The organism is Streptomyces purpurascens, from assembly GCF_045040895.1.
Taxonomy (GTDB): Bacteria; Actinomycetota; Actinomycetes; order Streptomycetales; family Streptomycetaceae; genus Streptomyces; species Streptomyces purpurascens.
Window position 1 is genome coordinate 8,241,171 of the sequence record NZ_CP108341.1, and the last position, 22,441, is coordinate 8,263,611.

The 22,441-nt window shown below is 72.2% G+C and carries 21 protein-coding genes; 11 read left to right on the forward strand and 10 right to left on the reverse strand.

Annotation, left to right across the window (positions count from 1 at the left end; all coding sequences use genetic code 11):
* Nucleotides 1-61 precede the first annotated feature (61 nt).
* From OHU35_RS37365 to OHU35_RS37375, 3 genes are all read left to right on the forward strand, one after another.
* The gene (locus tag OHU35_RS37365; RefSeq protein WP_405508464.1) at nt 62-1,183 is read left to right on the forward strand and encodes a DUF6777 domain-containing protein; all 1,122 of its coding nucleotides are present in this window, start codon (nt 62-64) and stop codon (nt 1,181-1,183) included.
* A gap of 76 nt (nt 1,184-1,259) precedes the next feature.
* Nucleotides 1,260-3,347 (forward strand): SpoIIE family protein phosphatase, encoded by a 2,088-nt coding sequence (locus tag OHU35_RS37370; protein WP_189722492.1) that lies wholly within the window; start codon nt 1,260-1,262, stop codon nt 3,345-3,347.
* 22 nt (nt 3,348-3,369) lie between these two features.
* Nucleotides 3,370-4,233 (forward strand): Fpg/Nei family DNA glycosylase, encoded by an 864-nt coding sequence (locus OHU35_RS37375; protein WP_405508465.1) that lies wholly within the window; start codon nt 3,370-3,372, stop codon nt 4,231-4,233.
* A gap of 7 nt (nt 4,234-4,240) precedes the next feature.
* On the opposite strand, the gene OHU35_RS37380 is transcribed toward OHU35_RS37375, so the two are convergent.
* From OHU35_RS37380 to OHU35_RS37395, 4 genes are all read right to left on the reverse strand, one after another.
* Nucleotides 4,241-5,422: a PP2C family protein-serine/threonine phosphatase gene (locus OHU35_RS37380; protein WP_189722490.1), complete on the reverse strand. Its 1,182-nt coding sequence runs from the start codon at nt 5,420-5,422 to the stop codon at nt 4,241-4,243.
* 116 nt (nt 5,423-5,538) lie between these two features.
* A complete protein-coding gene (locus OHU35_RS37385; RefSeq protein WP_189722489.1) occupies nt 5,539-6,198 on the reverse strand; it encodes a zf-HC2 domain-containing protein in 660 nt (219 codons plus the stop codon).
* Nucleotides 6,199-6,349: 151 nt separating this feature from the next.
* On the reverse strand, nt 6,350-6,862 hold the full coding sequence (locus OHU35_RS37390) for a hypothetical protein (RefSeq protein ID WP_189722488.1): 513 nt from the start codon (nt 6,860-6,862) through the stop codon (nt 6,350-6,352).
* A 152-nt stretch (nt 6,863-7,014) separates the two neighbouring features.
* Nucleotides 7,015-7,560 carry a sigma-70 family RNA polymerase sigma factor gene (locus OHU35_RS37395; RefSeq protein WP_189722487.1) on the reverse strand — a complete coding sequence of 182 codons (546 nt, stop codon included), beginning with the start codon at nt 7,558-7,560 and terminating at the stop codon, nt 7,015-7,017.
* A gap of 223 nt (nt 7,561-7,783) precedes the next feature.
* Between OHU35_RS37395 and OHU35_RS37400 the strand changes: the two genes are divergently transcribed.
* Nucleotides 7,784-8,941: a CapA family protein gene (locus OHU35_RS37400; protein WP_359889962.1), complete on the forward strand. Its 1,158-nt coding sequence runs from the start codon at nt 7,784-7,786 to the stop codon at nt 8,939-8,941.
* A 57-nt stretch (nt 8,942-8,998) separates the two neighbouring features.
* Here OHU35_RS37400 and OHU35_RS37405 read toward each other — a convergent pair whose 3' ends face one another.
* Both OHU35_RS37405 and OHU35_RS37410 read right to left on the reverse strand, forming a co-directional pair.
* The gene (locus tag OHU35_RS37405) at nt 8,999-9,199 is read right to left on the reverse strand and encodes a hypothetical protein (RefSeq protein ID WP_405508468.1); all 201 of its coding nucleotides are present in this window, start codon (nt 9,197-9,199) and stop codon (nt 8,999-9,001) included.
* A 57-nt stretch (nt 9,200-9,256) separates the two neighbouring features.
* Nucleotides 9,257-9,718: a universal stress protein gene (locus tag OHU35_RS37410; protein WP_189722485.1), complete on the reverse strand. Its 462-nt coding sequence runs from the start codon at nt 9,716-9,718 to the stop codon at nt 9,257-9,259.
* 89 nt (nt 9,719-9,807) lie between these two features.
* Here OHU35_RS37410 and lysX point away from each other — a divergent pair, with 89 nt between their 5' ends.
* Complete coding sequence (lysX, locus tag OHU35_RS37415) at nt 9,808-13,098, forward strand: bifunctional lysylphosphatidylglycerol synthetase/lysine--tRNA ligase LysX (protein WP_359889966.1); 3,291 nt, start codon at nt 9,808-9,810, stop codon at nt 13,096-13,098.
* 89 nt (nt 13,099-13,187) lie between these two features.
* The gene (locus OHU35_RS37420; protein ID WP_189722483.1) at nt 13,188-14,021 is read left to right on the forward strand and encodes a polysaccharide deacetylase family protein; all 834 of its coding nucleotides are present in this window, start codon (nt 13,188-13,190) and stop codon (nt 14,019-14,021) included.
* Nucleotides 14,022-14,060: 39 nt separating this feature from the next.
* On the opposite strand, the gene OHU35_RS37425 is transcribed toward OHU35_RS37420, so the two are convergent.
* Nucleotides 14,061-14,729 carry a class F sortase gene (locus OHU35_RS37425; protein WP_189722482.1) on the reverse strand — a complete coding sequence of 223 codons (669 nt, stop codon included), beginning with the start codon at nt 14,727-14,729 and terminating at the stop codon, nt 14,061-14,063.
* A 351-nt stretch (nt 14,730-15,080) separates the two neighbouring features.
* Here OHU35_RS37425 and OHU35_RS37430 point away from each other — a divergent pair, with 351 nt between their 5' ends.
* Complete coding sequence (locus OHU35_RS37430; RefSeq protein WP_189722481.1) at nt 15,081-15,566, forward strand: hypothetical protein; 486 nt, start codon at nt 15,081-15,083, stop codon at nt 15,564-15,566.
* Nucleotides 15,567-15,681: 115 nt separating this feature from the next.
* Here the strand turns inward: OHU35_RS37430 and OHU35_RS37435 are convergent, their stop codons facing one another.
* The 3 genes from OHU35_RS37435 to OHU35_RS37445 all read right to left on the reverse strand — a co-directional run bounded on the left by OHU35_RS37435 (nt 15,682) and on the right by OHU35_RS37445 (nt 17,384).
* Entirely contained in the window at nt 15,682-16,242 is a 561-nt protein-coding gene (locus OHU35_RS37435; protein WP_359890349.1) for a hypothetical protein, read from the reverse strand.
* Nucleotides 16,243-16,463: 221 nt separating this feature from the next.
* A complete protein-coding gene (locus OHU35_RS37440; RefSeq protein ID WP_189722480.1) occupies nt 16,464-17,228 on the reverse strand; it encodes a DUF4239 domain-containing protein in 765 nt (254 codons plus the stop codon).
* 24 nt (nt 17,229-17,252) lie between these two features.
* Entirely contained in the window at nt 17,253-17,384 is a 132-nt protein-coding gene (locus OHU35_RS37445; RefSeq protein ID WP_267913587.1) for a hypothetical protein, read from the reverse strand.
* A gap of 22 nt (nt 17,385-17,406) precedes the next feature.
* Between OHU35_RS37445 and OHU35_RS37450 the strand changes: the two genes are divergently transcribed.
* The 4 genes from OHU35_RS37450 to OHU35_RS37465 all read left to right on the forward strand — a co-directional run bounded on the left by OHU35_RS37450 (nt 17,407) and on the right by OHU35_RS37465 (nt 22,425).
* Nucleotides 17,407-17,862: a hypothetical protein gene (locus tag OHU35_RS37450; protein ID WP_405508470.1), complete on the forward strand. Its 456-nt coding sequence runs from the start codon at nt 17,407-17,409 to the stop codon at nt 17,860-17,862.
* Between the two features lie 292 nt (nt 17,863-18,154).
* Nucleotides 18,155-19,138, forward strand: coding sequence for an SCO0930 family lipoprotein (locus OHU35_RS37455; RefSeq protein WP_189722478.1), 984 nt, complete (start codon nt 18,155-18,157; stop codon nt 19,136-19,138).
* A 333-nt stretch (nt 19,139-19,471) separates the two neighbouring features.
* On the forward strand, nt 19,472-20,284 hold the full coding sequence (locus OHU35_RS37460) for an SAM-dependent methyltransferase (RefSeq protein WP_359889975.1): 813 nt from the start codon (nt 19,472-19,474) through the stop codon (nt 20,282-20,284).
* Nucleotides 20,281-22,425: a bifunctional diguanylate cyclase/phosphodiesterase gene (locus OHU35_RS37465; protein WP_189722476.1), complete on the forward strand. Its 2,145-nt coding sequence runs from the start codon at nt 20,281-20,283 to the stop codon at nt 22,423-22,425. The genes OHU35_RS37460 and OHU35_RS37465 overlap by 4 nt, the downstream gene beginning before the upstream one ends.
* Nucleotides 22,426-22,441: the final 16 nt, after the last annotated feature.

The following is a 22,441-nucleotide window of genomic DNA, read 5'->3' on the forward strand; positions in this document are numbered from 1 at the left end:
AACCCAAGTGAGTGAAGCAAACAATAGTGACGAATGGCCAGAAACGAGGCAGGAGGACTGGGTGCGGACACACACCGGGACCCTCGTCATGGCCTGTGTGCTCTCGACGGTGCTCCTCCTCTCGGGCTGCGGCACCGACAGTGACGGCGACGGCGACGACGCGGACGCCGGCGGAGAGCTCCTCCTCCAGCCGGCCGCGGCACAGGGACCGGACCCCTTCACGGACTCCACGGCCACCACGACGGCTACCCCGTCCCCCGCCCCGCGAACGCCGGGCAGAGCCGGCCCGGACGGCCCGTCCCGGATCTCCGCGGGCCTCGGCGGACTACGCTCGCTCTCCGGCGGGACACCCGGCCTGTACGGCGGTATCGAGCGGACCGGCAGCTGCGACATCGCGCGGCAGATCGGCCACCTCACCCGCGACCGGGCCAGGATCCGCGCCTTCGCCCGGGTCGCGGGCGTCTCCCCGGCGGCCGTCCCGGACTACGTGCGCCGACTGACCCCCCTCGTGCTGCGCGCCGACACCCGCGTCACCAACCACGGCTTCCGGGCCGGACGGGCGGGCGGCTACCAGTCCGTCCTCCAGGCGGGCACCGCCGTCCTCGTCGACGACCGGGGCCTGCCGCGCGTCCGCTGCGCCTGCGGCAACCCGCTGCGTCCGCCGGTGGCGATGCGGGGCACGCCGCGCGGCCAGGGCACCCCCTGGCCCGGCTACCGGCCCGGCGAGGTGATCGTCGTGACCCCGGCCCCGCAGGTGATCACCGACTTCACGATCATCGACGTCGCCGCCCGCACCTGGATCGAACGGCCGACCGGCCACGACGTACGCCACGACCGGGCCCTGCCGCCACCGCTCTGGGCGCAGCAGCCCCCGGCGTCCCGCGCACCCTCGCCCTCGGCCCCGGGCGAATCCGACGTCACCCCGCGCGAGCCCCGCGTGGCTCCGCCCGAGTCCGGCCTATCCCCGGGCGTGGGCAGTACGGCTCCCCGGGACGCGGGCTCCCCGGCGGACGCGGTGCCACCGCCGATCGACGCGTCCGTACCACCGCCCGACGAGACCGACCCGCTTCCCGACGAACCGGCTGCGGCGGACCCGGGCCGCTCCGAGGAGGTCGGCCCCGACACCGTGCCGGACAGCCCCGACCTGCCCGACGGAGCCGGTCTGATCCCCGATGGCGACTGACGATCGGTCCGGCCCGGCGGCCCGTACGCCCGGCACATCGGTCGAAGAATCGGATGATTCCTGGCAAGGTAGCCCCATGGCTGACCGGGGAGGGAGCTCCCTGTCACTCCCGGACGACTGGCCCGCCCACCCGGACGCGATCCTCGCGCTCAACCGGATGGGCAGTTTCGACTGGGATCTTGACACCGGCCTGATGCAGATGGACGCCCAGGCCCACGACGTCTTCGACGTGCGCCTCGACGAGTACGACGACCGCCCCGAGACGCTCGCCAAGCGGGTCCCGCCCGGCGAGGCGCGGCGCCTGGACACCGCGGTCTCCCAGGCACTGAAGGACGGCAGCGAGAACTACGGCGCCTACTTCCGCATGCGCCGCCGCGACGGCACCCTGCGCTGGACCCACACCCAGGGCTACATCCGGCGCGACGACACCGGACGGCCCCGCCGCATCATCGGCATCGTCCGGGACGCCACCCGGGAACTCGGCGAGAGCGAGGCCCGCCTCGACCAGGCCGCCCGGGACGAGGCCCGCCGGGAGCAGACCAGCGTCGTCGAACTCACCACGGCCGCCCTCGCCCACGCCCGCACCGTCCAGGACGTCATCGACGTCCTGAAGGACACCCACGGCCTCATTCACCTGGGCGCCACCAGCCTGGTCATGGGCCTGGTCGAGGCCGGGCGCATCCGCCTGGTCGCCGAAGGGCCCTCGGACAGCTTCGTGCCCGGCACCCGCGTCACCCGGATCGACGAGCCCTACCCGATGAGCGAGGCCGTGCGGACCCTCGGCCCCTGCTTCATCGAATCGCCGGAGGAGTTCGCCGAGCGCTACCCGATCCTGTGGCCGCACATCACCGACCTGAACATCACCTCGGCCGCCTATCTGCCGCTCATCGTCCAGGCCCGGCCCATCGGCGCGATGGGCCTGCTCTACAGCGACCGGCACGGCTTCACCCCCGAGGAGCGCAACATCCTCGTCGCCCTCGGCAGCAGCATCGCGCAGAGCCTGCAGCGGGCCATGTTCTACGAGCAGGAGAGGGATCTCGCGCAGGGGCTCCAGCAGGCCATGCTGCCCCGGACCATCCCGAGCGTGCCCGGCGCCGACGTCGCCGTCCGCTACCGCGCCGCCAGCGCCGGCGGCTCCGTCGGCCGGGACATCGGCGGCGACTGGTACGACCTCATCCCGCTGCCCGGCGGCCGGGTCGGCGCCGTCATCGGCGACGTCCAGGGCCACGACACGCACGCGGCCGCCGTCATGGGCCAGCTGCGCATCGTGCTGCGCGCCTACGCCGCCGAGGGGCACACCCCGGCCACCGTCATGGCCCGCGCCTCCGTCTTCCTGCACGAACTCGACACCGACCGCTCCGCGACCTGCCTCTACGCCGAGGCCGACCTGTCCACGGGCGTGGTCCAGGTGGTCCGGGCCGGTCACCTCGACCCGCTCGTACGCCACACCGACGGCTCCTGCCGCCGCGTCACCGTCCCGGGAGGTCTGCCGCTCGGCCTGTCCGCCGAGTTCGGCCGCCTCGACTACCCGGTGGGCACCGTGGAGCTCGACCCCGGCGACACCCTGCTGCTGTGCACCGACGGCCTGGTGGAGCAGCCCGGCGCCGACCTCGACGACGGCATGCGCACCCTCACCGCGCTCGTCGCCACCGGCCCCGACGACGTACGCGACCTCGCCGACCGGCTCATCGACGTGGCCGCCGAGCGCTGCGGCGACGACGACGTGGCGCTGCTCCTGCTGCGCCGGCGCGGCCCCGACGGCCCGCAGTCCGGCCGCCGGCTCCAGCGGCACGTGGCCCCGGGCGACCCGGCGGCCCTGGCCGAGGCCCGGCACATGATCCGCACCGCGGTCGGCGTCTGGGGAGCCGGGGACCGCGCCGACGAGATCGAACTGGTCGCCGACGAGCTGATCACCAACGCCCTGATGCACACCGAGGGCTCCGCGATCGTCACCCTGCGGGCCCTCACCGGCTCCGGGCCCCGGCTGCGCGTCGAGGTCGAGGACTCCTCCAGCGCCCTGCCGCGCCGCCGCGAGGCGGGCGAGTCGGGCGTCTCCGGGCGGGGCCTGCTGCTGGTGGAGCTGCTGACCGACGTGTGGGGCGTGGAGGCGCGCGGCGGCGGCAAGGCCGTCTGGTGCGAGTTCGTGGTGCCCGACCACGACTGACCCCACGTGGCACTCTGGACCTATGCCGGAACTCCCCGAGGTCGAGGCGCTCAAGGACTTCCTGACCGAGCACCTCGTCGGCCACGAGATCGTCCGGGTGCTGCCCGTCGCGATCAGCGTCCTGAAGACGTACGACCCGCCCCTGTCCGCGCTGGAGGGACACGAGGTCGCCGCCGTACGCCGGTACGGCAAGTTCCTCGACGTCGCGACCGCGGACGGCCCGCACTTCGTGACGCACCTGGCCCGCGCGGGCTGGCTGCACTGGAAGGACCGCCTGCCCGACGGCCCGCCCCGCCCCGGCAAGGGCCCCCTCGCGCTGCGCGTGGCCCTGGAGACCGGCTCCGGCTTCGACCTGACCGAGGCCGGCACCCAGAAGCGGCTCGCCGTGTACGTCGTGGGGGACCCGCAGGAGGTCCCGGGCGTCGCCCGGCTCGGCCCGGACCCCCTCGCCGACGACTTCGACGAGCAGCGCTTCGCGGAACTCCTGGCCGGTGAACGGCGGCAGCTCAAGGGCGCGTTGCGCGACCAGAGCCTGATCGCGGGCGTGGGCAACGCCTACAGCGACGAGATCCTGCACGCGGCGAGGATGTCGCCCTTCAAGCTGGCCGCGTCCCTGACCGCGGAGGAGACCCAGCGGCTGTACGCGGCCCTGCGCGACACGCTCACGGAGGCGGTCGAACGCTCCCGGGGCGTGGCGGCCGGGCGGCTGAAGGCCGAGAAGAAGAGCGGCCTGCGCGTCCACGGCCGTACCGGCGAGCCCTGCCCGGTGTGCGGCGACACCGTGCGGGAGGTGTCCTTCAGCGACTCGTCGCTGCAGTACTGCCCGACCTGCCAGACGGGCGGCAAGCCGCTGGCGGACCGCAGGATGTCCCGGCTGCTGAAGTGACGCGCCGTCACCGGGCCGGGGGCGACCACTCGAACATGAGGATGGTCGCGTCGTCCCGGAGCCGGCTGCCGGACGAGTCGAGGATGGAGTGGATGAGCCGCCGCAGTGTCTCGGGCGCCAGCTCGCCCGCGGCCGTCGCCCGGATGATGTAGTCGGCGAACTGCTCAAGACCGAACTCCGCGCCGTCGACGGCCCTGGCCTCGGTGACCCCGTCGCTGTACATCAGGACCCGGTCGCCGGGCTTCAGAGCGATCTCGTGCGTCCGCCGGTTCAGCCCGGCCAGCCGGGACGGCAGCCCCATCGGCGGTTCCGGCTCGCGTCGCATGGCGTCGACGTCCGGCCGTCTGTCCCGGATGAGCAGCGGGGTGGGGTGCCCGCAGTTGCACCACCGCAGCACTCCGGAGACCAGGTCCAGCTGGGCCAGGACCCCCGTGCAGAACTGGTCGGGGAGCCACTGCGCCAGCGCGTCGTCCACACTTCGCACCAGGTCGGGCAGGTCCGCCCCGGCCCGCCGGGCATTGCGGCTCGCGGCCAGGGACACGGCCGTGGTGAGACCGGAGGCCAGGTTGTGTCCCATGGCGTCGAGGACCGTGGCGTGCAGGGTCGTCTCGGTGAGGGAGTGGTCGAAGGCGTCGCCGCCGAGCTCGTACGCCGGCTCCAGCACGGCCGTGGACACGACGTGCGCGGTGCCGATCGTGCGCGGCGGCAGGAAGGCCCGCAGCATCTCGGCGGGCAGACGCATCGGTCTGGTGCGCGTGAGCCGGACGAAGGAGTCCTGGTACGCCCGGGTGGAAGTGATCATCATGGCGAGGAGCGAGGCCAGGGCCTTGCCGCGGCGCAGCACGGCCGGGGTCAGCGAGGCGGAGTGCACGGCGAGGACGCCGAGGCGTTCCGCGCCGTCCACGAGGGGGACCCAGGCCGTCATGCCGCCCGACTCGGACTCCTCCACGCGCAGGGACTGGGTGCGGTAGGTCCAGCCGGCGAGCGAGTCGTCGACGAGCAGAGGTGAGGCCACGTCGGTGAGCGGCACGAGCCGGCGCTGCTGGATGTCGGCGAGGTACACCGCGGAGTGCTGGAGCCCCAGGGCCTCGGTGCAGCGGGCCACCGCGGTGGTCAGGTCCAGCGTCCTGTTCCGCGGATCGGCGAGGTACTCCTCCAGGCGGCCGTCGCCGTCCTCTGACGCCGCCACCTCGCCTCCCCTCGTCGGGACCGCGCACACCCGGCTGCCTCCCGGGTGCGCCAACCAGCAGTCTCACACCGGGCCACGCGGGGTGCCCGGCGACAGGGGCGGACGGACGACACGCCTCAGCGCGGCTGAAGCTTCACGAGGACCTCCCCGGACGCCGAGCGGACCTCGTAGCGGGCGGTCTCGTCCGGGTGCTTGGACGAGCTGGCCATCATCGTGTTGGGGTGGGTGTCGTGCCCGGGGCCGTGCCAGCTGGTCGCGGTCTCCTCGGTGCCGTCGCGGCCGACGATGACCAGGTGGCAGGAGCGGGGTCCGGACGCGTCCTTGACCTTCAGCTCGACCTGGCTGCCCGAGGCCTTGTCCTCGACGGTGACCTGGGCCCAGACGCCCGACCGCGCGTCGGTCGCCGCGACCGTCACGGGTCCCTCGTCCGCGCTGCTGTCCTCGGCCATCATCGCGACGCCGGGTACGGACACCGCGAACACCACCGAGGCGGCCAGGGCGAACAGCAGGCGTCTGCGTCCGGCCCGGCGCCTCGTCGCCACCTCGGCCAGCAGCCGGTCCAGCATGCGCGGCCCGGGCTGCGCCATCGGGTGCACGAACCGTGGTGTCGCCCGCCGGTACAGCATCAACTGCCGTGTCGTCACGCCGAATTCCGTCACCTCTGCAGCGCACCGAGGGCACTCCATGAGGTGGTCCTCGAAGCGGAATGCTTCCGCCTCGTCCAGCACGCCGAGCGCGTAGGCGCCGACGTCGCGATGCCTTTCCAGGGACCTCATGCCGAATCCTCGTGCCGTTGGGTGCGGGTGGGGTTACTCCTTGCTCCCACCGGTACGGACCAGGCAGCGGAATCACTCAAGCCGGTGACACAATCGCAACCTATGGATTCGGAGCCCTCCGCCCGGCGGATTGGTCCGAGGACGCGGAAATCTAAAAAAGATGGATCGCGAGGTGTCCCAGCGGCAGTCCGAGCTGCCAGGCGGGCGTCCAGACCTTCGGCCCCTCGTCCTCCCCGACCACCGGAGCACCGCCCGGCACCGCGTTCAGATCGGGCGCGAGCAGCTCCGTCTCCTGCAGCCAGCGCCAGGCCTCGTCCGCCAGATCCAGGTCCGGCGCGGGCCGCCCCGACTCCGCGGCCACGACGGCCAGCTCGGTCAGCCGCCCGCGCACCCACTCCTGCCACGGCTGGTCGTACGCGGTCAGTGACAGCCACGTCTCCAGCTGGGTGACGACCCTGATGCCGGACAGCTCTCCGTCGGTGTCGGAGAGGAAGATGGTCAGCGCCAGGGCGTCCCGCCCCGCCCGGAACTCGAAGGACGTCGGCGGCATGAGATCGCCGGTCCGCAGCAGCTCGTCGGCGATGTACTCGGCGTACAACCACGCCATGGGGACGGTCAGTTCACCGTCGGCACCGTCCGTGCTCTCTTCACCTCTGTGCAGCATCCCTTCCTGCCTTCCTCCGGTACGTGCGCGTCGCCCGACACCGGGCCCCGGGGGCGCTGTCGGCCCTCTCCGGAACACGGATGAGAACAGCCGATTACTCAACCGGGGTGTTCAGCAAGGCGCTTTACGGAGGCTTGACCCAGCCATTGGTTTCAGCGCAGGTCGGCGGCGTATCCGGGAAGCACCCGGCGCAGGGCGCGCAGCGCGTAGTACGCGCGGGACTTCACGGTACCGGGCGGGATCCCGAGGGCCGTCGCGGCTTCCGCCACACTCGCCCCCTGGAAGTACACGAGCACCAGGACTTCACGGTGCTCCGGAGTGAGTGTCTTCACAGCCTGGCGGACGTCGAGCATCGCCGCGGCCCGCTCGGCGTGGTCGGAGATGACCCGCGCGTTCTCCAGCACCGCGTCGCCGACCTCGGCCGGACGCGCCTGCCGGGCCCGCCGGGCGTCGATCGCGAGCCGCCGCCCGACGGTCATCAGCCAGGGCCGTACGGACTCGAAGTCGTCGGCGCGCAGGGCCTCGGGGTGCTGCCAGGCGCGTACGAGCGTCTCCTGCACCAGGTCCTCCGCGCGCTGCCGGTCGCCGTCGCAGAGCCGGAGCAGCAGCGCGAAGAGGGGCCGGCCGTGCTCCCGCTGCAGTGCGGCGAGCTCGTGCTCGGCGGTCGTCCCGTTCGTAAGAGTGGATCCGGCCGTCATGGCCGTATGCCACAGCAGGGCACAGCCGGGGGACAGGGCACGTACCCGCCCGTGCGGCGGACGGTCGATCGCGTCGACGAACGGTTCGACGAACGGTCACCGCGCCCGGACCGGTGCGTTCCGGACGGGCTAATGGGCGTGTCGGAGCCGCGTGGGACGGCATGAGCCTTCTTTCCTGATGGTGCGTAAATACGACCACAACGCCCACAGTGGGGTGAATGGCATGATCGCACGCAGTCGGCAGATGGCCCTGGCCCTGACCGTCGTCCTCGCCGCGGGAGCGGCCTGCCAGGCCCGCGGCAGCCACGAACCGCGCGGCCCGGGACGCCCGGCACCGTCCACCGGCATGCCCCGCGGCTTCACACTGGTCGCCTCCGGCGACGTCCTCCCGCACAGCTCGATCATCGACCGGGCCCGCTTCGACGCCGGCGGCACCGGCTACGACTTCCGGCCGATGCTCGCGGGGATCCGCTCCGTCGTCTCCCGCGCGGATGTGGCCCTGTGCCACATGGAGACCGTCTACGGGGAGAACGGCGCCTACACCGGCTACCCCACCTTCAAGTCCCCGCCCGAGGTGGCCCAGGCCCTCGCCGTCACCGGCTACGACGGCTGTTCCACCGCCTCCAACCACACCCTGGACGACGGCGCCGACGGCATCCGCCGCACCCTCGACGCCCTCGACCGCGCGGGCGTACGGCACGCCGGCTCGGCACGCGCCGAGGAGGAGGCGCGCACCGTGACGGTCCTCCAGGCGGGCTCGGCGAAGATCGCCCACCTCGCCTACACCTACGACACCAACGGGATCCCGCTGCCGGCCGGACAGCCCTGGGCCGTGAACCTCATCGACGAGGGCACGGTCCTCGCGGACGCCCGGGCCGCGCGCCGGGCGGGCGCCGACGTGGTCGTCGTCTCCCTGCACTGGGGCACCGAGTGGCAGGACGCGCCCGACGACCAGCAGGTGGCCCTGTCCCGGAACCTCACCGCCGCGCGCAGCGGCGGACGCCCCGACATCGACCTGATCCTCGGCACCCACGCACACGTCCCGCAGGCGTACGAGAAGGTCAACGGAACCTGGGTGATCTACGGCATGGGCGACCAGATCGCCGGCGAGATGACCAACCACCAGGGTGCCAAGGACCCGCGCGGCAACCAGTCCACCCTCGGCCGCTTCACCTTCGCCCCACCCGCACGGCAGGGCGGCCGCTGGGAGGTGACGAAGGCCGAGTTCGTCCCGCAACTGTTCGACGTCGACGCCGGCCGGGTCGTGAACCTCAACCGGGCGATCGCCCAGGGCGCCGACGGACAGGCCGTCCGCGACCGCATCCGGGACGTCGTACTCGGCAGGGGCGCGGCCGGGGACGGACTGGTGATGGGGGAGTAGGCCGGGAGCGTCGCCCGGCCGTGCGCCCGTGGCCGCCTCAGGGGGCCACGGCGTAACTCAGGTGGTGCGCGACGAGGGAGGCGGGCCGCAGCCGCAGCCACACCGTCCCGCGCAGCGCCGGATCGTCGTGGAGGTGGTCCAGAACGGGTCCTCCTCCCAGAGGAACCAGACGGGGCGGACCGTCGGCCCGTTGGTGGCGAGGCGTGCGGTGAGGGGCCGGCGCAGGAAGGCGTCCACGTCGAACGCGTAGGAAGTCACGGCAGCATCCTCGGGTGCGTGCGACCTCGTGCCCACCGACCAGGGACCCAGGTCCCGTTACGGCACCACCGTCACCGGCCACCGCCCGGCCTTCACCAGCCGCACCGCCACCGAGCCGACGATCCGGTGGCCCGCCTGCTCGGACGCGCCCACGACCACGGCGTCCGCCTTGAGTTCGTCGGCCGCCTGCACCAGGCCGTTGTACGGATCGCCGGGGAACGTGTGGAACTCCCAGCGGACCTCGAATATCCCCTTGAGCCGTTCGGCCGCGTCCCGGATCTGTGCGACCAGGTCCTCGGCTATCTCGTCGGTCGTCTCGGCCACCGGCGCCCCGAGCGCCGCCCCCGCCGCCAGCACCGGCTGCACATACACCACGGCGAGCAGCGCGTGCTGCCGCCGGGCCAGGCCAGAGGCGTAGGCCGCGGCCCGCAGGGAGGAGTCGGAGCCGTCCACTCCGACGAGGATCACCTTCGGCCCGTCCGTGCCCCGCTCGAACTGATGGGCGTGCTGTTCCGTCACGCCGCGAGGCTATCGGAGACCCCCACCCCGGCCACCGGCCGGGAGCGCTCGACGGGCGAGAAGAGGCGGGTGTTCCTAGAGTCGAAAGCATGAGTGCCATCGCGGACGCCGGGACGGCCGAGAAGGACACCGGGGGACCGATACGCCGGCCCCGCGGCCGGGGCCACGGCCTCCTGGGCCGGGTACCCGAGGGCTTCGCGGTCTTCTTCGGCGTCCTCGGCCTGTTCTGCGCCCTGCTGGCGCTCATCCCACCGCTGCGCACCGGACTGCGCCCGCTCGTCCGCTTCCTGGACCTGCTGCTCGTCCCCGTCAGCGCCAACCTCGCCTACGCGGTCTTCCTGTTCCTGCTCGCCGCCGCGACCGGCGCCCGCAAGAAGATCGCCTGGTGGCTGGTCGTCGTCTACCTGGGCCTGCTGGTCCTGTCCGACATCGTCGGCATGGCCGTCGGCGAGTTCGCCGAATCCGTCCCGTCCTTCGTGGTGTGCGGCCTCGCCCTGGCCCTGCTGATCGTCGCCCGCGGGGAGTTCTACGCCGCCTCCCGCCGCGCCGCCGTACGCCGCGCCCTCGCCGTCCTGGTGGCCGGGCTGGTCGTGGCGATCCTGGCGGGCTGGGCCCTGGTGGCGGCCTTCCCCGGCACACTGCCCGGCAACCAGCGCCTGGCCTGGGCCGCGAACCGGGTCCTGGGCGGCCTGGTGCCCGCGGGCAGCTTCGACGGCCGCCCGCCGCACGCCCTGTACTTCCTGCTCGGCCTGTTCGGCGCGCTCGCCCTGCTGAACGCCGCCGCAACCCTCTTCCGCTCCCAGCGCCTGGAAGCCGCCCTGCACGACGACGAGGAGGCCCGCATCCGCGCCCTCCTCGGCCGCTACGGCGACCAGGACTCCCTCGGCTACTTCGCCACCCGCCGCGACAAGGCCGTCGTCTTCTCACCCAGCGGCAAAGCCGCCGTCACCTACCGCGTCGAGGCCGGGGTCTGCCTGGCCAGCGGCGACCCGGTCGGCGACCGGGAGGCCTGGCCGCACGCGATCGCCGTCTGGCAGGACGTGGCCCGCCGGTACGCCTGGGTACCGGCCGTGATGGGCGCCTCCGAAGAAGGCGCCCGGGCGTTCGTGCGCGCCGGACTCGGCGCGCTCCAGCTCGGCGACGAGGCGATCCTGCACGTCCTCGACTTCGACCTCGACGGCCGCGACATGCGCGTCACCCGCCAGGCCGTCAACCGCGTCCGCCGCACCGGCGCCGGCTGCCGCGTCCGCCGCCACTCCACCCTGAGCGAGGAGGAGATGCGGCAGATCGTCGAACGGGCCGACGCCTGGCGCGACACCGAGACCGAACGCGGCTTCTCCATGGCCCTGGACCGGCTCGGCGACCCGGCCGACGGCGACTGCCTCCTCGTCGAGGCCCACGACAAGGACGGCCGGCTCCTCGCCCTGCAGTCCTTCGTGCCCTGGGGCAAGGACGGCGTCTCCCTGGACCTGATGCGCCGTGACCGCACCGCCCCCAACGGCGTCATGGAGTTCATGGTCGCCGAACTGTGCCACGCCGCCCCGAAACTCGGCGTGCGCAAGGTCTCGCTGAACTTCGCCGTGTTCCGCTCCGTGTTCGAGGAGGGCGCCCGCATCGGCGCCGGACCGGTGCTCCGCCTCTGGCGCCGCCTGCTGCTGTTCTTCTCCAAGTGGTGGCAACTGGAGGCCCTGTACCGGTCCAACGCCAAGTACCGCCCCGAGTGGTACCCCCGCTTCCTCTGCTACGCGGAGGCCGCCTCCCTCGCCAAGGTCGGTCTCGCCTCCGGCATCGCCGAGGGATTCGTCTCCGTACCGTCGATGCGCAAGTTGTGGGGAAGAGGGCACCCGAAGGGCGGACAGCGGCCCGTCACCACGGAGGGGCTGCCGTCACTGGCGGCGCTCGGCCTCGCCGGAGGGGACGGGACCGAGCCCGCCGACCCTCTCTCCGGCCTGTCCGACCAGGTCCGTGTCCGGCACCGCAAGCTCGACCGGCTGCGCGCCGCCGGCACCGACCCCTACCCCGTGGGCATCCCGGCCCGCACCCACACCCTCGCCGAGGTCGCGAAGGGCGAACAGGTCACCGTCGCCGGCCGGATCATGCTGGTCCGCGACTTCGGCGGCATCGTCTTCCTCGTCCTGCGCGACTGGTCGGGCGACCACCAACTCGCCCTCACCCGCGACCGCTCCGGCGACGCCCTCGACCGCTTCACCACCGACACCGACATCGGCGACCACATCACCGCCACCGGCCGGGCGGGCGTCAGCGACCGGGGCGAGCCGACCGTGTTCGTCACCGACTGGCAGCTCACCGGCAAGTGCCTGCGCCCCCTGCCCGACAAACGCCGGGGCCTCGCCGACCCCGAGGCCAAGGTCCGCCGCCGCTATCTCGACCTGGTCGCGAGCCCCGACGCCCGCGAGGTGATCCGCGCCCGCTCCACCGCCGTCCAGGCCCTGCGCCAGGGCCTGCTGGAACGCGGCTACCTCGAGGTCGAGACGCCGATGCTCCAGCAGATTCACGGCGGCGCCAACGCCCGCCCCTTCACCACCCACATCAACGCCTACGACCTCGACCTGTACCTGCGCATCGCCCCCGAGCTGTACTTGAAGCGGCTGTGCGTGGGCGGCCTGGAGAAGGTCTTCGAACTGGGCCGCACCTTCCGCAACGAGGGCGTCTCCTACAAGCACAACCCCGAGTTCACGATGCTGGAGGCCTACCAGGCCTTCGCCGACTACGACGTGATGCTCGACCTCGTCCGCGAACTCGTCCAGGGCGCCGCCACCGCCGCCTTCGGCGCCCCCGTGGCCCACAAGGACGGCAAGGAGTACGACATCTCCGGGCAGTGGCCCGTCAAGACCGTCCACGGCGCCATCAGCGAGGCCCTCGGCGAGGAGATCCACCCCGGCACCGACCTGCCCGAGCTGCTCCGGCTGTGCGACCGCGTGGGCGTGCCGTACACCGCCGACGACGGCCCCGGCGACGTCGTCCTGGAGATGTACGAGCGGCTCGTCGAGGAGCGGACCCAGCTGCCCACCTTCTACAAGGACTTCCCGACCGACGTCTCCCCGCTCACCCGGCAGCACCGCACCGACCCGCGCCTCGCCGAACGCTGGGACCTCGTCGCCTTCGGCACCGAACTGGGCACCGCCTACTCGGAGCTGACCGACCCCGTCGAGCAGCGCCGCCGCCTCACCGCCCAGTCCCTGCTCGCCGCCGGCGGCGACCCCGAGGCGATGGAACTCGACGAGGACTTCCTCGACGCCCTCGAATACGCCATGCCGCCCACCGGCGGCCTCGGCATCGGCGTCGACCGGCTGGTCATGTTCCTCACCGGACTGACGATCCGGGAGACCCTGCCGTTCCCCCTGGTGCGCCGCCGCTGACCCGTCTGCGTGGGCCGTGCGGGTGAAACGGCGCCGCCGCACCGGTGTTGCTCAGGTGCGCCGGTCTCCCGCCGGGCGACTCATGAGTCATGAAGAAGGATCAGTTGCTCACCCGTCGCCGGGTGTTGCTCGCCGGCACCGGCGCCGTGGGCGTCGCCGTCACGGCTGGTGTGTTCGCGGGGGTCACCGGGGGCGGCCCCGCCGGGACCGTCCCGGTCGCCGGGCCCCAGGCCCGCCGCCCGCTCAGCTCCTCCGCGTACCGGCTCCAGCCCCTGACCGGATACGGCCCGCCGCACGCCGCGCCCCGCCGGACCCTGGTACGCCGCGCACCGCTGCTGCGCTTCTCCGAACGCGGCCGCCACATGGTGCTGACCTTCGACGACGGACCCGATCCCCGCTACACCCCGGCCGTCCTGGACACCCTCGCCAAGTACGACGTGCGCGCGATGTTCTTCGTGTGCGGCGGGATGGTCGCCGACAACAAGGAACTGCTGGCCCGGATGGCCGAAGAGGGCCATGCCGTCGGGAACCACACCTGGTCCCACCCGCTGCTCACCCGCCTCACCCGCAGGGAGATCCGCGCCGAGATGGAACGCACCTGCGACGTCATCGAGGATGCCTACGGGGAGCGCCCCGAGTGGTTCCGCGCCCCCTACGGCGCCTGGAACCGGACCGCGTTCCGGCTCGGCGCCGGACTCGGCATGGAACCCCTCGCCTGGACGGTCGACACCCTCGACTGGACGACCCCAGGCACCCGGTCCATCATCCGCCGGGTGGAGAACGGCGCCGCCCCCGGCGTCGTGGTGCTCTCCCACGACGCCGGGGGCGACCGCTCGCAGAGCGTGCGGGCCCTGCAGCGCTATCTGCCCGAACTGCTGGACGCCGGCTACCACATCTCCGTCCCCCGGCGGCATTACGCGTGAAAGGCACCGTCAGGCATTCGCCCGCCCGGGCGGGAACGCTCAGCGCACCTCGACCGCGCGGGCGAAGGCCACGACATTGCCCGCGTAGCCGTTCTGCTGGGAGAAACCGCCGCCGCAGGTGATGACCCGCAGTTCCGCCGCGCCCTTGGACGCGTACACGCGGTCGCCGGGGAAGTTGTCCTTCTCGAACACCTCGATGCCGTAGATCTCGAACACGACGGTCTTTCCGTCCTGCCGGGCGATCTCGACACGGTTCCCCTTCTTCAGGGCGCCGAGCGCGTAGAACACGGCAGGGCCCAACTGGTTGTCGACATGGCCGACGACGACCGCGGTGCCCTTCTCGCCGGGGGTGACCGCCCCGGTGAACCAGCCCGCCAGGTTCGGGTCCTCCGGCGGGGGCGCGCCGACCCAGCCGTCCGCGTCCAGGCCCACGGGAATGATCGGCGTGTCGACCTGGATCGCCGGGATCCTGACCCGGTCCGGGAGGGAGTAGGGCAGGGGCTGTACGGTCCCGGCGAAGGTGGCGCCGGGCACCCTGCTGTCCGTCGCGGCCGCCGTCGCCGGTTGCGGCGGACCCTCGTCGAACTCCCCCGAACCATTCCGGATGAGGGCGAGGCCGGTCAGCAGAACCAGCGCTATCACGCCCCACGGGGCGCGCTTCCTCGGCCGCGCCTCCTCTTCCGCCTGGGCCAGCTCGGACGCAGACATTCGCCATCCCCTCTCGACGCGGCCGTCGCCGTGTCTTTCGCGCATACCAGAACGCTAAGTGCCGCGCACGAAACCGGCGACGGGGCGGGGGCGAACGGGTGGCCATGGCCGGTAAGGGGTGGCCCGGCTATTTCAGGTGAGCCATCCGAGTTGCCGCCGCGAGGAAATTTCTGACGGTCCGTGACCTGCGGCGATATCCGATTGCGTGGATTTCCCGCGGTATCCGCTCTCACCAGGACGGACCATTCCCGAAATGCGGGTCCGGGCACGGCAACTGACTGTCTTTCTGGGAGGCGCTTTCTCGCCGATCGACCGGGGACGGGTCCCGGGGCGTCTTCCGCGGAGGTTCACATGCGTAACACTCGTGCTCTGGCGGTCGCCGGCGCAGCGGTCGCAGCCCTCGGGCTCTCCGCCCCCGCGGCCGTCGCGTGGGACAGACCGAGCAACATCGTCGCCCTGCCCAGCGTGATCGCCCGCGGCGGTCAGCTGACGATCACGGTCGACGGCTGCCGCAACGGCGGTGTCGCGACCTCCAACGCGTTCTCGCCGACCAGGCTCTCGCCCATCCGCGGCGCCAACGAGACGGCGAGGGGCACCGCCACGATCAACAACAACGCCCGCCCGGGTCCGTACGACATCACGGTCAGGTGCGACGGCAGGACCCTGACCAAGCCGCAGGCCTTCACCGTCATCGGCGGTGTCCGCGGCGGTATCGGCGGCAGCAGCACCACCGGTGCGACGCCGACCGACGTGGCCATCGGCGGCGGCCTCGTGACGGCGGCGGCCGTCGGCGGCGGCGTGTTCTGGATGCGCCGCCGGGCCGAGCGGCGCGTCTGAGGCCTCGCTTCCGGCTCCTTCGGCGAGCCGCATCGCACGTGAACGGTCTTCGCCCCGGACCCTCGAGGGCCCGGGGCGAGGACAGGACCCGCGGGCGGCATCCGCGTCGGGCCGGTCAGCCGGCTTCCTCGTCGGTGCGGCGGCGGGCGAGGTGGTACGTCGTCCCCAGCGCGCCGGCGATCAGCGCGACGCCGAGGCCGATCTCCTTGAGGTCGAAGCCCGCGAGGGTGCCGCCCTCTCCGGCGTGCGCGCCCTTCGACGGGTGGCGGTGGTGGTCCCCCGGGTGGTGCGGGGAGTGGTCCGTCGGCCGGTGTGTGGGGTGATGGGTCGGACGGCCGCCGGCGATGGTCAGGCGCGCGGTGCCGCTCGACTCGTCACAGACGAACTCCACGTCGTACACGGCGCCGGGCTTGGCGTCCCAGTCGACCACCGCCCGCGCCGACGACTCCCTGGGCGGGATGGCCACCAGGTCGAAGACCGGTGAGGAGACCACGGCCTCTCCCCGGCACGCCGCGTTGCGGACCACCCGCAGCGTGACCCTTTCGCCCGCCGCGACGGTGGAGGGCTCGACAGCGAAGCCGAAATCGGTCCGGACCGCCGCGTAGGCGGTCGGCATGCAGGAGGCGAGGGCGCCGGCGCCCAGCAGTACGGCCGAAGCGACGCGTATCGCGCGCATGGTGACCTCCGGGTCCCCGAGGAGCAGTCGCGGACCTGTTCCGCTCACGTCAGACATGCACCTCGATGCCCGAAACGCTAGGAAGGGGTGCGCCGTAGCGCGATCGCAGTAGCGCGAATGGGGCACGCGTGTGGGCCGCCCGGGGGAACCCCGCTACGCGGCCGGGGGACGGCGACGGCGTGTCGCGCGCCCCCCGGCCCGGATCCGTGGTGCGGGCGCCGTCAGTCCCCGGCGCCCGGGAAGAGGTTGAGGAACGGGTCCGCCGACGCGGTCACGCCTCTGCTGTACGGCGAGTCGAAGTCCCAGATCAGGAACAGCAGGAAGGCGATCAGCGCGGAGAACAGCCCGGCGAGGACCATTTCACGTGTCGTTCTGCGGATCTGCAGGGCGAAGATCATCCCGATGGTGATGACGGCTCCGGCGATCAGCCCGAACCACACCACGCCCGGCATGGTCTCCCCGGTCGACTCCGCCCGGGCGATCCGGGCCTGGTTGGCCGCGGTCACCTGGTCGAGGAGCGGCTGGTAGGCCTGGGCCTGGAAGTCCGTCTTCGGCTCGTAGTCGGTGACGTCCTGGCGGACGCGCTCGAAGAGCCGGTGGCCGCGCTCGGTGACACGGCCCTCGTCGGCCATGGTGTCCCACTCGGTGGTGACGACGTGTCCCACATAGGCCTCGATGTCGTTCCGGATCCGGTCGCGTGCGTCGGGCGGGTAGACCCGGACCCGCTCCGAGATCTCGTGCAGCGCCGTGGCCTCGGCCTGGACGTGGTCCTGGGCGGCGCTGCGCCCCTCCCAGACACCGGCGATCGCCAGGCCCAGGACGATGGCGTACACCACGCCGATCCACATCGTCATGTACTCGATGACGTCCGGGGTCTCACTGGGGTCCTCGTCGTCGGACGCCGTGCGGTGGCGTACGAGGGTGATGATGACCACCACGGCGCAGGCGGCCAGCATCGCGAGGGTGAGAACAAGCCATTCCGGCAAGAGGTACCTCCAGGGCTTCAGGGATCAGCGCGCGCGCAGCGCGGCGACGGCGACCACCGCGGGCACCGTGACGAGCAGGACGAAGGTGAGCGGCGACATCGCGTTGCCCGTCCGCCGTGGCCGTGGCGGCGCGGCGCGATACCGCGGGTAGTGCACGGGCGAAGCGGACGGACGCGGCGTGGGTGTGGCCGACGGTTTCGGTGCCGGAGCCGGGGGAGGGGGCGGCGGTGGCTCGGGCCTGCGGGTCGGCTCGGGCGGGGGCGCCGCCGGGCGTGGAGCGGGCGGCGGCGGCGCGGGCGGCGGCTCGGGTCTGGCCGTGGGCGTCGGCTTCGGCGGCGGAGGCTTCGGGTCCGGAGATGGACTCGGCGTCGGCGTCGGCGTCGGTGTCGGTGTCGGCTTCGGCGGCGGGGGTGTCGGGGTGGGTGTGGGCGTGGGCGTGGGCGTCGGTGTGGGTGTCGGGCACGGCGGCTTGGTCGGCCAGGTCTTGCTCCCGGCGTACGCCACCGCCTTCGTGCCGTCCGGCCCCGTCGAGGCGTACGCGCAGGCGGTGGCCACCGCCACTGAACCCGGTGCGCCGACGAGCGCCCAGGTCAGCGCCGCCACCGCCAAGGCCCGTACGGCGACGGCGGGTTGAATCGAGAGGGGTCCATACACGACGAAGATCATGAGCCTTGTTCCGCCGGGACGTGCCGGTGCGCAAGGGGATTGCCCCGAAAGAGGGATTTCCGGGTGTCCTCGGTTTGATCAGCGGACACCCGCAGGGCGCTCGACGCGCACGCCAGTACGACGGTGTGCGGCACTCGTCACAGGTTCCGGAAAGAAATTTGGCCGGTCGTTGAACACAATCGCCGCTCCCGTGCGTACTCATGGCCGTGCGGCGGCGCAGCAGGGCGCTGCAACACCCTTGCGATTATGGGGAGTTGACGATGAAGACCTCCTGGCGGAGCGCCTCACTCGTGGCGAGCGCCGCGGCGGTCCTGGCGCTGACGACGGCGTGCGGTCAGGACAGCCCACCGGCGGCCAGCCAGAACGTGGGCGCCACGGCGGCGCCCGGGGATTACGGAAACATCGGCGCCGGCACCGGGAACGGTGTGGGCGGCACCGCGAGCAGCCCGGCCGCGCCGAGCGCGTCCAGCCCGTCCAACCCCGCGGGCAAGCTGTCCGTGTCCACCGCCGATGAGATCGGCAAGGTGGTGACCGACAGCCTCGGCCTCACCCTGTACCGGTTCGACCAGGACACGGAGCAGCCGCCCAAGTCGAACTGCGACGGCGACTGCGCCAAGACCTGGCCGCCGGTCCCCGCGGACGACGCCGAGGCCGGCGAGGGCATCGACAAGGCGCTGCTCGGCACCGTCACCCGGGCCGACGGCACCAAGCAGCTGACCGTCGGCGGCTGGCCGGCCTACCGCTACGCCAAGGACGTCAACGCCGGTGACGTCAAGGGCCAGGGTGTGGGCGGCAAGTGGTACGCGCTGGCCCCCGACGGCAAGAAGGCTCAGGAGGGCGGGGCGGGCGCCGCCGGCGGCGGCGGGGCCGAGGCGGAGGCCGGGCTGTCCACCCGTGAGGACCCCAAGCTCGGCGAGATCGTCGTCGACAAGAACGGCATGACCGTCTACCGGTTCAAGAAGGACAAGGCCTGGCCGAAGCCCGTCTCCAACTGCACCGGTGAGTGCCTGGAGAAGTGGCCGCTCGTGGAGCCCGTCGACTTCGCCGACACCAAGGGCATCCAGGAGAAGGGTTACATGATCTTCGACCGGACCGACGGCAAGGGCAAGCAGCAGACGATCAACTGCTCGCCGATCTACACCTTCGCCGGCGACAAGGCTCCGGGCGACACCAACGGCCAGGGAGTCGGCGGCACTTGGTACGCCGTGCGGCCCGACGGAAAGCTGGTCGGCGCGTCGGAATAGCAGAGAAACCTCCCCAGGGTTGACCCTCGCGTCACCCGACGGAGCCGACCCGGTCCGCCCCTCCGTGTCTCACGGAGGGGCGGACCGTTTTGCCGTGCTTCACCTGAACTCATCGAATTCTCAGCACTCTTCCCCTTCCGGACCGGAACTCTCCGGAATGCCTCGAACACTGTTCGTCATATGTTCGAAGGGCATGCGGGCGGGTATCAATTCGGCACGTGCCGCAGGCAGTGACCGGGAACGGATGGTCAATTTCCGTTTCGGGTCGCTCCATTGGCGGGCGATCAGTAGCCTCTGCTCGAACACCGGATCGCCTACGCCTTGGAGAGATAGATGGAGCGTCCCGCCTGGGCCCCACGGAGCATCGACATCTCGGTGCCCAGCGTTTCCCGGATGTACGACTTCTATCTGGGCGGATCGCACAACTTCGAGGTCGACCGGGAAGCGGCCCGCAGGGCCATGGAGTTCCTGCCGGGACTTCCCAAGATCATGCAGGCGAACCGCGCGTTCATGCGCCGAGCCGTGCGCTACGCGGCCGACCAGGGCATCACCCAGTTCCTGGACATCGGCTCCGGCATCCCCACCTTCGGCAATGTGCACGAGGTGGCCCAGGCCGCCCGCCCCGGCGCGCGCGTGGTGTACGTCGACCACGACCCGGTGGCCGTGGCGCACAGCGAGGCGGTCCTGCGGGGCAACGACGGCGCGGGCGTCGTCGCCGCGGATCTCCGCAAGCCCCAGGACATCCTGAGCAGCCCCGAGGTGGAGCGGCTGATCGACCTGAATCAGCCAGTGGCTCTGCTCCTCGTTGCCATACTTCACTTCGTGGAAGACGAGGACGACCCGTACGGGGCGGTGGCCGAGCTGCGGGAGGCGCTCGCGCCCGGCAGCCTGCTCGTGCTCACCCACGCCTCCTACGAGGGGATCCCGCTGCCGCCGGAGCGGGCCGGGGGTGCGGTGGACGTGTACGAGGAGATCCGCAACCCGCTGATCATGCGCTCGCGCGAGGAGATCGCGCGGTTCTTCGAGGGGTACGACATGGTGGAACCCGGACTGGTGGCGATGCCACGCTGGCGGCCCGACACCGCACCGGAGGACGAGGATCCCTATGCGTTCTCCGGTTTCGCGGGCGTGGGGCGTACGGCGTGATCGCGGAACCGGACGGGCCGGAGGACAGACTGCGCAGATTCGCGACGATCTGGAGCCGGGCGGTCTTCCCGGTGACCTCGACGTCGTCGACCCGCCCTGAGTTCGAGGAGCAACTGCTGCCGCTGGCCCGTCGGCTGAGCGACGCGCTGCTGGCCCGGGCCTTCGACTCCGACGAGGGCAAGGCCGTGGGCGCCGCCCTCGTGGACGCGCACTGCACCGACCCCGAGGCGCTCAGCCACACGCTGGACTGCGTGGACGCCTACCTGGTCCTGTACTGCGGGGGCGACGGCGACCAGGAGGACCTGCGGGCGCGCTGCGCGCGACTGCAGCACGCGATGTCCGCCGGCTTCGCCCGGGCGCTGCGCGAGCGGACGCTGGCCGAGCAGGAGGCCATCGCCGAGGCCGCCCTCCAGGCGCAGGGCGTGGTGGCGCAGGCCCTGCACGCGAGCGAGGCCCGGTTCCGGGCGGTCTTCGAGGGCGCGGCCATAGGCATCGGCATGGCCGACCTCGAGGGCAACATCCTGCAGGTCAACGGCGCGCTGCTGCGCATGTTCGGGATCTCCGAGCCGACCTTGCGCAGCCGCAACGTCAGGGAGTGGACCCACCCCGACGACGCGCCCCAGACCTGGCGGCTCTACGACGAGCTGGTACGCGGCGAGCGTGAGCACTACCACCTCGAGAAGGCCTTCTACCGCCCTGACGGAACGGTCCTGTGGACCAACCTGACGGTCTCCCTGCTGCGCGACGCCGACGGCGATCCGCAGTACCAGCTCGCCCTCATGGAGGACACCACCGAGCGGCGGCTGCTCAACCTGAGGCTGCGCTACGAGGCCACGCACGACGCGCTCACCGGCCTGCCGAACCGCACCTTCTTCTTCGAGCGCCTGGAGAAGGCACTGGGCGCCGGGGAAGGCCAGCGGTTCGGGCTGTGCTACCTCGACCTCGACGGCTTCAAGACCATCAACGACAGCCTGGGCCACGCGGCCGGCGACCGGCTGCTGGTGGAGGTCGCCGACCGGCTGCAGTCCTGCGCCACCGCGCCCGGCGAGATGGTCGCGCGGCTCGGCGGCGACGAGTTCGTGGCACTGACCACCGGCACCGACACCCAGCGCGAGGTCGACGAGCTCGCCGGCCGCATCATGAACGCGCTGCTCGCGCCGATCAGCGTCGACGGCCGGGAGCTGACCGTGCGCGGCAGCATCGGCATCGTCGAGGGCCCGGCCGGGGAGCGCAGCCCGGCGGAGGTGCTGCGCAGCGCCGACATCACCATGTACCGGGCCAAGTCGGCGGGCGGCAACCGCTTCGAACTCGCCGACCCCGAGGCCGACGCCCGCGCCATCACCCGGCACGGACTGACCACCGCCCTGCCCACCGCGCTGGAGCGGGGCGAGTTCTTCATCGAGTACCAGCCGCTGGTCCACCTCGGAGACGGCAGCGTCCGGGGAGCCGAGGCCCTGGTGCGCTGGCTGCACCCGCAGCACGGCGTGCTCGGCCCGGACCGCTTCATCCCGCTCGCCGAGCACACCGGGCTGATCGTGCCGCTGGGCCGCTGGGTCCTGGAGCAGTCCGTACGGCAGGCCCGCGAGTGGCGGGAACTGCAGGGCGGCGCGGAGGCCGTGGGCCCGCTGCGGATCAACGTCAACCTCTCGCCCTGCCAGCTGACCCACCCCGGCCTGGTCCAGGACACCGTCGACATCCTGGAACGCACCGGCGTCGAACCGAACGCGCTCTGCCTGGAGGTCACGGAGTCGGCGCTGATCGGCGCGGACGACGACCTGCTGAAGCCGTTGCGCCGGCTGGCGGAGATGGGCGTCGACATCGCCCTGGACGACTTCGGCACGGGCTACTCCAACCTCGCCAACCTGCGCCGCCTGCCGGTCAGCATCCTGAAACTGGACCGCTCCTTCACCCAGAGCATGCAACAGTTCCCGGCCGACCCCGTCGACCTCAAGATCGTCGAGGGAATCGTCTCCCTGGCCCACAGCCTGGACCTCGCGGTGACGGTCGAGGGCGTGGAAACGGGTGCGCAGGCGGAGCAGTTGCGCATACTGGGCTGCGACACGGCCCAGGGCTGGTACTACGCGAGGCCGGGCCCTCCGGAGCGCCTGCACGAACTGGCCCTGGTCGACGCAACGGGCTAGGGGGTCATGCCTCAAG